Source organism: Paenibacillus sp. 1011MAR3C5 (assembly GCF_003591485.1).
Taxonomy (GTDB): Bacteria; Bacillota; Bacilli; order Paenibacillales; family Paenibacillaceae; genus Pristimantibacillus.
This window is the reverse complement of record NZ_QZCF01000006.1, coordinates 264,393-274,567: the sequence shown is the minus strand read 5'-3', so window position 1 is coordinate 274,567 and position 10,175 is coordinate 264,393. Positions and strand designations below refer to the sequence as shown.

Sequence of the window (10,175 nt, the reverse complement as noted above, 5' to 3'; positions counted from 1 at the left end):
GACGGCGCAATTTGACGTTCGCCACTTCCGAATAGAGCAGGCCCCGAACCAATGGTCGGGGTCTTTTTTTATGCGCGGCGGTTTTACATATTTTAAGTTATTTTAGGAGCATTGCATCATTTGCCTATATGATAGTATTGGATTTAAAGGGGGAGCGGTCCTATGATAAAACAAACGAAGCCCAAACTTATTATGCTGGAGGGACTCCCCTCTACAGGGAAGTCCACCAATTCGGGGCTCATCTTATCCCGTGTTGTTTTTTTATGAGGCGCAATTAACCTTGGAGGAATACCGCCAATTCGTGCGCAAATACCCGCATACCAAGGGGACCATGGAGTTGTTGAAGGTCGCAAGAAAGCAGGTTGTCGGCCTCGACCTTCTGGAGATTGAATGGAATCACGACCATGAATTCGGACAAGAAGCGTACGATCATCTCAAGCAATATGATGTCTGGAACTTCTCGCTGGAGGAATATATGGACGCGGCGCTGGCCAAATGGGAGCTGTTCGCAGAGAGGCAGAGAGAGAAGCCCGATGAGATCATCGTGCTGGATAGCAGCATCTTTCAATTTCAAATCTACACGTTTCTTCTTGCCCGGGCATCGTTCCGGCAGCTTCAGCTATTCATTAGCCGCATATACTCGATTATCGAGGGATTGAATCCTGCTCTCGTTTTTTACTATCGGGAACGGGTGGAGGATACGATTCACTATATGGAGGAGAGTCGCGGCAGAGCTTTTATGGAACAAATATGGGCCAGAGATCGTCACAATCCTTATTACGCGGACAAACCCGCAGGCGCAGAGGGTTATAGGGTTTTTCTAAGAGATTATGATCAATGGGCTGGCAGACTCTATGAGAGCTTCCCTTATCGGAAGCTGGGTGTGGATATCACCGATGGAGCATGGGACCAATATACCTGGGAATTAAGTACCTTTTTGCAGTTGGGGGAGGAGACCCGTCTTCACTCTACCGGCGTGTACGCCGATGGGATTTATGTAAGCGCTCACTTGAATCGGCAAATTGCCATTAAGAATGGTGTGCTCATCACGCCGGGCGGTGTGCATAAGAAGCTGATTCCAAAAGCGGATGGCAGGTATGATTTGAATGATATTCCTGTCATTGTGAGAATAGAGCGGGAACGTCTCGTTATCGAGGGAGAGTCCTTGTGCGAACGATGGACAATGCCTGGGACGGTATTTGCCAAGAGAGATGCGCAATAGCAATGACTTAAATAAGCATGACGCGGCAGAAACGCTTCACATCGAGGGGAGAGCGTGTTATGAAATGGACGCACAAGCTGTCGAACAAGTCAATTCGCTTCAAGCTGCTGGTCGGGTTTCTCTTATTTGTGATTCCGCTTCAGCTTTTGCTGATCTTCGATAACTATTACGCGATGAGAGTCGTAAATGAGCAAGTAGCCAATTCCAACCGCAATCTCGCTGCCCTCTATATGGATCAGATTGACCGAAGTCTGGAGGAAGTGGACAAGTATTTGCGAACAACGGTCGCTTTTGAAAGCGATTTAATTATGTTGGACACTCCAAAGGAGATCGGCAGCGATAACTATTATTTGGCCAAAATCAACTTGTTCAACAAGCTGGAGCGCGACATCAATACGTACAAGGAAATGGAGTATCTGTTCGTCTATTCTTCCGTCAATCAGGAGTTGATTACGAATCAGCCGGCTGGCGAGACGATGGATCGACTGAAGGTAATTCGGGAGGGCATGACAAACATGCTGCGGGAGCGGGAATCATGGCCGAAGCAGTCCTTCGAGAAGTGGTTCCCCTACCAGCTTGGCGAGGACTATTACATTGCCAAAATCCAGAAGATCGGCAACGTCTATATTGGCGGCTGGGTGAAGGCATCGAAGCTGATGAGACCGCTTGGCCTGCTCGATATGGGGCCGGAGGGAAAGTCGTTGCTGGTAACGGATAACCTGGAGCCGATGAACGGTGTCATGCCCATGGATAACGTGGATGATTATCTGCAAGTCAGCACCCAGTCGGAGCAAGGCCAATTCTCCCTGCTGATCTTAATTCCGTACAGCGTCATTCTGGAGCATCTGCCGTTTCTTCAGCGCATCTGGTATATCGTCATCCTGGGCGCGCTCATTATATTGCCAATCTTCTATATGTTCCTGCGGCAGAACATTCTAATCCCGATTAATCGAATTGTGACGGTCATGCGCAGGGTGCGCGACGGCAATCTGGATCAACGGGTCGAGCGTCATTCCGTCTCCTCGGAATTTGAATTGATGAATGACGTGTTCAACAGCATGGTGGATCAGATCAAGGCGCTTAAGATCGATGTCTACGAAGAGAAGCTGCTCAGCCAGCAAGCGGAGCTGAAGCATCTTCAGCTGCAGATTAATCCGCATTTTTTCTTGAATGCGCTGAATACGATTTATAACCTGGCCCAATTCCGTAACTATCAATTGATTCAGGACATGTCGGATTATTTGATCCAATATATGAGATTTATGTTCCAGAGCAATCTGAAGCTGGTTACGGTGGAGGACGAGATCGCTCATACCCGCAACTACTTGAACATTCAAGCGATGCGGTTCCAGGACGGCTTCACGTACGAGATTCGCAGCGACCATGCGTCACTGATGCAAGCGCGTATTCCGCCGCTTATGATTCAGACGTTCGTGGAGAATACAATCAAGCACGCGATTACAATGGATGAGCCTATTCATCTGCGTGTCGAGATCGGGCGGAGTGAGGGCGATGTGCTGCGCTTAATCATTCGGGATACGGGGCAAGGCTTCTCGGACGAGTCGCTGGGCAAGTGGCAGCAGGAACCCGCCGCAGAGCATCATGGAAGCGATCATATCGGCATCTGGAATGCAAGACGGCGGCTCCGGCTCATCTATGAGGATAAAGCTCAATTGTGGTTGTCCAATCATCCGGACGGTGGCGCGAATGTCGAGATCCGGCTTCCGCTTCAGTTTGAAGACCAGCCCTAAGGAGGGATACGATGTATCAATTATTGATCGTTGACGACGAGATCCATGCGGTAAGGGCCGTACAAGGGGGCGTGAACTGGGAGGAGCTGTCGATCTCCCGTATTCATATCGCTCACAATATGAAGCAAGCGAAGGATATATTCGGGGAGCATCCCATTGATATTATGATTTGCGATATTGAGATGCCTCAGGGAAGCGGTATCGAGCTGCTGTCGTGGGTGAGAGAGAAGCATGCGCTCACAGAATCCATCTTCCTCACCTGCCACTCCAACTTTGATTACGCGAAGGAAGCGCTGCAGCTGGGCAGCCTGGATTATATGCTGAAGCCAGTCAAATATCACGAGCTGCGGAACGTGGTGCAGAAGGGAGTCGAGAAGGTTAACGAGAAGCGGGAGCAGCATACGAGCAAGGCGGAAGGCCAGTACTACTCGATGCTCTGGCAGACGCATCGTCCCGTCTTGATGGAGCGGTTCTGGCATGATGTGATGGACCGCCGCCAATCCTCTCATCCCGATCGCATACGGGATGCCCTCCATAACCAAAGTCTGCCGATCAAGGAGACGGAAGCCTTCCTGCCTGTATTGGTCTACGTCCAGCGATGGGCGGAGAAGCTGAGCCTGCGCGATGAGAAGCTGATGGAGTACGCGCTTCGGAATGCTGCTGACGACATTATATGGCGGGGCTGCGAGCACCGCCCGTTCGTACGCATGAGCGGTGACCTGTATGTCGCCATTCTGCCCGCGGAGTATCTGGGAGATGACCGGGAGCGGCTGAAAGGGATATTGACCGACTATATTGCAGCCTGCAATAGATACTTCCGCTGTGACATCTCGTGTTACGTCGGCGAGCTCGGCTTGTCGCATGAGATCGCTACGCGGTACGACAGCCTCATTCGGCTGAAGGACAATGTGCTGAACCGCAGCAATGACGTTATCTTCTGGAGCGAGGAGCTTGGCAGCTCGGGAGCTGTAGATATCATTCGCATGAACGTGTGGCTGAAAATGCTGGAGCAAGGCGCCTACGATGCCATTCTCTCCGAGACGGAGCATTATTTGCAATCGCTGCAGGAGGTGGGCTTCCTTAAGGCAGAGGTGTTGCAGCAGTTTCTTCAGAACTTCCTGCAGATGCTGTACCACTTCTTCCAGTACAAAGAATGGCAGGCCTATCAAGTGCTGGGCGAGGAAGTGTCGCTGGAGCGCATGTCGCAAGCCGTTCGGTCGCTTACGGATTTGCGGATATGGGCAAGCACGGCGTTGACAAGAACCATCGCCTACGCCCGTCAGAGAGAGGATAACGTGACCGTGATGGATAAAGTGAAGTCCTTTATCTCGCAGCATGTCAGCCAAAGCATCTCCCGCGAGGATATTGCGAGGCATGTGCATCTCCATCCCGACTATCTGTCGCGGTTGTTCAAGAAAGAGACGGGTCAATCGATCGTGGAATATATATTGGACGAGAAGATGGCGATTGCCAGAGAGCTGCTCACCGGCACAGAGCTGTCTGTCAGCGACGTTGCTTCCTCAGTAGGATATTCGAACTTCTCTTATTTCTCAAAGGTGTTCAAGAGCGCTATCCAGATGAATCCGAATGAGTACCGCAAGGCGGCCAGAAAGGCGGCTGGCAGGAAGCCGTAACATCGGCGGACGCCGGCTGCCTTTCGGCCCTTGGACAAGCCGTACCTTGGGCAAGTCCCCTCCCCCCATTCTGTCGAGAAGTCAGAATATTGCGATGAACAGGTCAGTATGTTGGCGGTTAGCGCTTACATGATCCTCTACAATAGGTGTTGTAGCCGGCGTTACGATCATGTGAAAGAGGGAGGGAGGCTGGCCATGAAGGCGATGGCTAACGGGAGTACCCTGAAGAAAGCTATGAAATACAAGATGTTGTACATCATGTTAATTCCGGGCATTGTCTATCTGCTGATTAACAACTATGTGCCTATGCTTGGGATGATCATCGCGTTCAAGGACATCAACTTTGCAAAGGGGATTCTCGGCAGCGACTGGGTAGGCTTCAAAAATTTCGAATATCTGTTCAAGACAGCAGATGCCTACATCATTACCCGCAATACGATCCTGTACAACCTCGTCTTTATCGTTGTGAATCTGGTGGTCGCGGTTGGGCTGGCGATTCTCTTGAATGAAATGAAGAACCGGTTTCTGTCGCGGTTCTATCAAAGCGTCGTCTTGCTTCCGTATCTGATTTCATCGGTTATTATCGGTTATCTGGTATTCTCGCTGCTTAGTGCAGAGACGGGACTGATGAATAAGACGATCATGCCTTGGCTCGGTATTGATCCCGTTATGTGGTACAACGAACCTGGGTATTGGCCTTACATTCTAACTTTTGTGAAAATATGGAGCACGGCAGGGTATCTATGCATCATCTACTTCGCGGCTGTGGTCGGCATCGACCAGGAGTATTACGAGGCGGCGACGCTTGACGGGGCGAACAAGTTCCAGCAAATCCTGAAGATTACGATCCCGTTAATTACCCCGGTCATTGTCATTATGACGCTCATGCAGATCGGACGTATTTTCTACTCGGACTTTGGCTTGTTCTATCAAGTTACTCTGGACTCGGGCGTGCTGTTGCCGACGACCAACGTAATTGATACCTATGTCTATCGTTCCTTGCTGCGCAATGGCGATATCGGCATGTCATCCGCTGCCGGACTGTACCAGTCGGTGGTTGGATTTATCATTATTCTTGCATCCAATTATGCTGTGAAAAAAATCAATCCGGATAATTCGTTGTTCTAAGGGGGGAGACAGAGACTATGCGCGCCAATCGATTGGAACAGACGGTTATTCATATCATTTTCTTTCTATTCGCTTGCATCTGCTTAATTCCGTTCGCCGTGCTCATCTCCGCTTCCTTGACCAGCGAGAGCGCGATTATCCAGAATGGCTACTCCATCTGGCCTAGCGTGTTCAGCGTGGAGAGCTACCGCTACTTACTGAAGGAGCCGATGATGATTCTGAATGCATACGGCATCTCCATCTTCGTCACGGTGCTCGGTACGGCGGTAAGCCTGATCATGATGACCTTACTGGCGTATCCCATCTCCAGAAAGGATCTGCCGTTCCGCAACGTCATCGCATTCATTGTGTTCTTCACGATGCTCTTCAATGGCGGTCTCGTGCCAACGTATCTCATGTATACGAATGTCTTCGAGATCAAAAACACGCTAACGGCTTATCTGGTGCCGGGCCTGCTCGTCAGTGCGTTCTTCGTCATCCTGATTCGGACCTTCTTCACGATGAACATTCCGACAGAGGTTATCGAATCAGCGAAGATCGACGGCGCGGGAGAATTCCGCATCTTCTACGGCATTGTGCTTCCGTTATCGAAGCCGGTGCTGGGGGCTGTAGGCATCTTCCAAATTATCAACTATTGGAATGACTGGTTCAACGGGCTGATCTATATTACCGACAGCAAGCTGCATAGCATTCAGGTCATGTTGAATACGATTTTGCTTAACTCGCAGTACCTGATGACGAATGTTCAGGCGGCGGACAACATGGTTGAGGCTGGAGACATTCCGAGTCATGGCCTGAAGATGGCCATTGCGGTCATTGGTGTCATTCCAATCTTGATTACGTATCCTTTTTTCCAAAAATACTTTGCAAAGGGACTTACGGTTGGAGCCGTAAAGGGCTAGCGCTCGCATTGAGAATAGCAACGACATACGAATGGCCAAAAAAAAGGGGAGGCTTGGGATATGTTCAAAAAAATCAGCACAACGGTATTGGCACTGACGATGACGGCAAGCTTGGTGCTTGCAGGCTGCGGCAAGTCGAATGAGCCCGCGAACAGCGGACAGAACGGGACGGATGACGGAGGGCTGCCGCCTTACGAGATTAATATGGTGTTCTATGGGCCGCCGCAGAAGGATCTGGACGAGGTTGCTGCAGAAATGAGCAAGATCACGAAGGAAAAGATCAATGCCACGGTGAAGTTAGTCAGAATTGAACCCGCTGCGTGGGCGGAGCAGTCCATTCTCATGCTGACGGGCAATGAACAAGTCGATTTGATTGTGACGGGCGGAGGTGATTATTCCAGGCAAGTGGCGCAGGGGCAGCTGGTGGCGCTGGATGAATTGGTCCAGAAGCACGGGCAGGGCATTGTGAAGGCGTTCGAGCCGGAGGTGTTGGGCGCGTCGAAGGTGAACGGGCAAACCTATGCCATTCCGACCAACCGGGATTTTGCATCCCATCCGATTATTCTGATGCGCCAGGATTTGCTGGATAAGTATAAGCTCGATATTAGCAATATTAAGACCATTGATGATCTGGACGCCATCTACAAGGTTATTCATGAGAATGAGCCGAATGTCAATGTTCTGGGCAAAGCAAGCGCAGCTGCATCCATTGCGAACAGGCTGCTTGAGACGAGATGGGATATCCTTGGCGACTACATCGGCGTACTGCCGAACCTGGATGAGCTGAAGGTCGTCAATCTGTACGAGACGCCGGAGTATGCCGACATGCTGAATACGATCAGAAGATGGTATCAAGCAGGCTATATCCATAAGGATGCGGCGACAAGCAAGGAAACAGCGGTTGATTACATTAAGGCGAACATTGGATTCTCCGTTATTAATAAAGGAAAGCCTGGGGCGGTTGGTCAGACGGAGAACAGAGTCGACACGAAGCTGGCTTCGGTGGACATCGGCTCTCAAATCACGAGCACCACATCCATTACAAGCATCATGCTTGGCATTCCGACCAACTCGAAGGACCCGGATCGGGCGATGATGTTCCTGGACCTGCTTTACTCTGACCCGGATCTGGTCAACCTGATCAACTGGGGCATTGAAGGCAAGCATTACGTCAAGGTCGGAGACAGCTCGATCGACTTCCCGCCGGGCGTGGACGCTTCCAACAGCGGTTTCAACCTCAGACAAGGCTGGATGTTCGGCAATCAGCTCTTATCCTACACTTGGGCGACGGATGTGCCGAATCTGTGGGAAGAGATGGATAAGTATAACCGGGAAGCGAAGAAATCGGCAGCGCTGGGCTTCACCTATAATCCGATTCCGGTGAAGACGGAGCTGGCGGCCATTACGAATGTTACCCGGCAATATGCCATGGGGCTGGAGACCGGCACGATTGATCCTGAGGTGAATCTGCCGAAGTTCATCGCCGCTCTGAAGGCCGCGGGAATTGATAAAGTCATAGCAGAGAAACAGAAGCAGCTGGACGAATGGGCCAAAAATAAGTAATCGGGAGGCAATTCAATGAAGCTTTCAATCGGTGGATATTCTTTCAACAATACATTCCTGGAAGGCAAGATGGACGTATTCGGCTACCTGGAGACGGTCAAGTACCGTTACGGTCTGGACACGGTCGATCTGTACAATGGCTTCTTCGTGGATAAGAGCAAGCCGGTATGGAAGCTCGCTGACGAGGACTACCTGGTGAAGATTCGCGAGGCGCTGGATGAGAAAGGGATGACAGTCGTCAACTTTGCGATCGATACGGCTTCGCTATGGGATCAGGATGAGGAGAAGCGCGAGCTGCAATACCAGAATGCGCTGGAGCATCTGAAGGCGGCGAAAATATTGGGCGCCAAAACGGTCCGTATCGATACAGGCGGCTCGTACTCCAAGGAAGAGAATGGCGATTTCTATGAGATGAGCAATGAGCAATACGAGCATTTGGTGACGAGATACCAAGAGTATTGCAAGATTGGTGCCGACTACGGCTTCAAGGTTGGCCCGGAGAATCATATGGGACCGTCGCTGAACCCGCATTTCCTGAAGAAGATCGCTGAGGGTATTGACCATCCGAGCTTTGGCGTCCTGCTGCATGTGGATCGTTGGAAGGTCGACGCGGCACTTGGCGATGAGCTTATCGCTCCTTGGGCCTGCCATATTCATTTTGGCGGCAATACGCTTGCGATGGAGGAGCGTGCGACGGCAATTGCGAAGATGCTGGTCGGGACAGGGTTTGACGACTACTGGGCAGTCGAGCATAACGCGCCGAAAAATCAGTATGTCGAGGTAGAGTGGACGCTCGCTACGATGAAAAAGATACTAGGAAACGCACAATAGGAGGAGAGAAGCACCGTGAGCAAAATCAGAATCGGTATTGTTGGAGTTGGCTTGATCGGCCAAACTCACTTAAGCAATTATGCGAAAATCCAAGACGCCGAAGTGGTAGCGGTCTGCGATATTAATGAACAAGCGGCACAAGCTGTGGCCAGCCAGTTCGGTATTCCGGATGTGTATACGGATTTCCGCGAGCTGCTGAAGCGGGATGATATTGATGCCATCGACGTCTGCCTGCATAACAACTTCCATGCCCCGGTGACGAACGAAGCGCTTAAGGCCGGCAAGCATGTCTATTGCGAGAAGCCGATCGCAGGCACGTACTATGACGGTGTCACGATGCTGGAGACAGCCAAAGAGACGGGCAACATGCTTCATATCCAGCTCAATACGTTATATAAGAAAGAGACCAAAGCCGCAAAAGCCTTGATTGATGAAGGAAGCCTCGGCAAGCTGTACCATGCAAGATCGACCGGCTTCCGGCGCCGCGGCCGTCCGTTTGTGGACGGCTACGGAACGAAGTTCTTCAATCGCAAGGAGACGGCTGCGGGCGGCGCGCTGCTGGATATGGGCGTCTACCACATTGCCCAGATCCTGTATTTGCTCGGCGTGCCGACGCTGAAGAGCGTCTCTGGCAAGGTGTATCAGGAGATGGATATGGATGCGGCGAGACGGGAAGAATCCCAATTCGACGTGGAGGAGCTTGGACTTGGCTTTGTCCGCTTCGAGGAAGGCGTAACGCTTGATCTGATCGAGGCGTGGTCGGTCCACATGGGCGGCTTCGAAGGCTCCAGCGTGCTGGGAAGCAAAGGCGGGGTTCGCCTGCCGTCGTACTCGTCCATCTCGCAGACAAGCGCACTCACCTTCCATACGACGGTAGCCGACATGGATCTGGACAGCACCGTTAATCTGGATGACATGGATCTGCGCTGGGGCAGGCTGAAGCCGGATTATGACGCTTACGCCTCCTCGCAGCAGCACTGGATTGCCGCGATTCAAGGCAGAGTGCCGCTGCTGCCTACGGCGGAGATCGCGCTGCAGACGATGCTGATCAGCGAAGGCGTATACCTGTCGGATCGACTGGGACGTGAAGTGACAGCCGAAGAAATTATCGCGCATTCGCAATCCACCAATGTCTTAGTATAAG

General features: G+C 51.4%; 8 protein-coding genes. All 8 read left to right on the top strand.

The features are described from left to right. Positions 1 to 280: 280 nt before the first annotated feature. The 8 genes from D3P07_RS19330 (at position 281) to D3P07_RS19295 (ending at position 10,174) form a co-directional block, all read left to right on the top strand. Positions 281 to 1,222 carry a P-loop NTPase family protein gene (locus tag D3P07_RS19330; protein ID WP_119801889.1) on the top strand — a complete coding sequence of 314 codons (942 nt, stop codon included), beginning with the start codon at positions 281 to 283 and terminating at the stop codon, positions 1,220 to 1,222. 59 nt (positions 1,223 to 1,281) lie between these two features. Beyond that, positions 1,282 to 2,973 carry a sensor histidine kinase gene (locus tag D3P07_RS19325; protein ID WP_182914409.1) on the top strand — a complete coding sequence of 564 codons (1,692 nt, stop codon included), beginning with the start codon at positions 1,282 to 1,284 and terminating at the stop codon, positions 2,971 to 2,973. Positions 2,974 to 2,984: 11 nt separating this feature from the next. Then, on the top strand, positions 2,985 to 4,607 hold the full coding sequence (locus D3P07_RS19320) for a response regulator (protein ID WP_119801887.1): 1,623 nt from the start codon (positions 2,985 to 2,987) through the stop codon (positions 4,605 to 4,607). A 204-nt stretch (positions 4,608 to 4,811) separates the two neighbouring features. Next, a complete protein-coding gene (locus D3P07_RS19315) occupies positions 4,812 to 5,735 on the top strand; it encodes an ABC transporter permease (RefSeq protein ID WP_387477610.1) in 924 nt (307 codons plus the stop codon). Between the two features lie 17 nt (positions 5,736 to 5,752). Then, entirely contained in the window at positions 5,753 to 6,637 is an 885-nt protein-coding gene (locus D3P07_RS19310) for a carbohydrate ABC transporter permease (protein WP_119801886.1), read from the top strand. 60 nt (positions 6,638 to 6,697) lie between these two features. Then, positions 6,698 to 8,200 carry an ABC transporter substrate-binding protein gene (locus D3P07_RS19305; protein ID WP_119801885.1) on the top strand — a complete coding sequence of 501 codons (1,503 nt, stop codon included), beginning with the start codon at positions 6,698 to 6,700 and terminating at the stop codon, positions 8,198 to 8,200. Positions 8,201 to 8,215: 15 nt separating this feature from the next. Then, a complete protein-coding gene (locus D3P07_RS19300; protein ID WP_119801884.1) occupies positions 8,216 to 9,031 on the top strand; it encodes a sugar phosphate isomerase/epimerase family protein in 816 nt (271 codons plus the stop codon). 15 nt (positions 9,032 to 9,046) lie between these two features. After that, entirely contained in the window at positions 9,047 to 10,174 is a 1,128-nt protein-coding gene (locus D3P07_RS19295) for a Gfo/Idh/MocA family protein (RefSeq protein WP_119801883.1), read from the top strand. Position 10,175: the final 1 nt, after the last annotated feature.

Bases quoted from the DNA above. Each gene is read 5' to 3' on its own strand.
- D3P07_RS19320 (WP_119801887.1), top strand. From the start codon at position 2,985: ATGTATCAATTATTGATCGTTGACGACGAGATCCATGCGGTAAGGGCC.
- D3P07_RS19310 (WP_119801886.1), top strand. From the start codon at position 5,753: ATGCGCGCCAATCGATTGGAACAGACGGTTATTCATATCATTTTCTTT.
- D3P07_RS19315 (WP_387477610.1), top strand. From the start codon at position 4,812: ATGGCTAACGGGAGTACCCTGAAGAAAGCTATGAAATACAAGATGTTG.
- D3P07_RS19325 (WP_182914409.1), top strand. From the start codon at position 1,282: ATGAAATGGACGCACAAGCTGTCGAACAAGTCAATTCGCTTCAAGCTG.
- D3P07_RS19305 (WP_119801885.1), top strand. From the start codon at position 6,698: ATGTTCAAAAAAATCAGCACAACGGTATTGGCACTGACGATGACGGCA.
- D3P07_RS19300 (WP_119801884.1), top strand. From the start codon at position 8,216: ATGAAGCTTTCAATCGGTGGATATTCTTTCAACAATACATTCCTGGAA.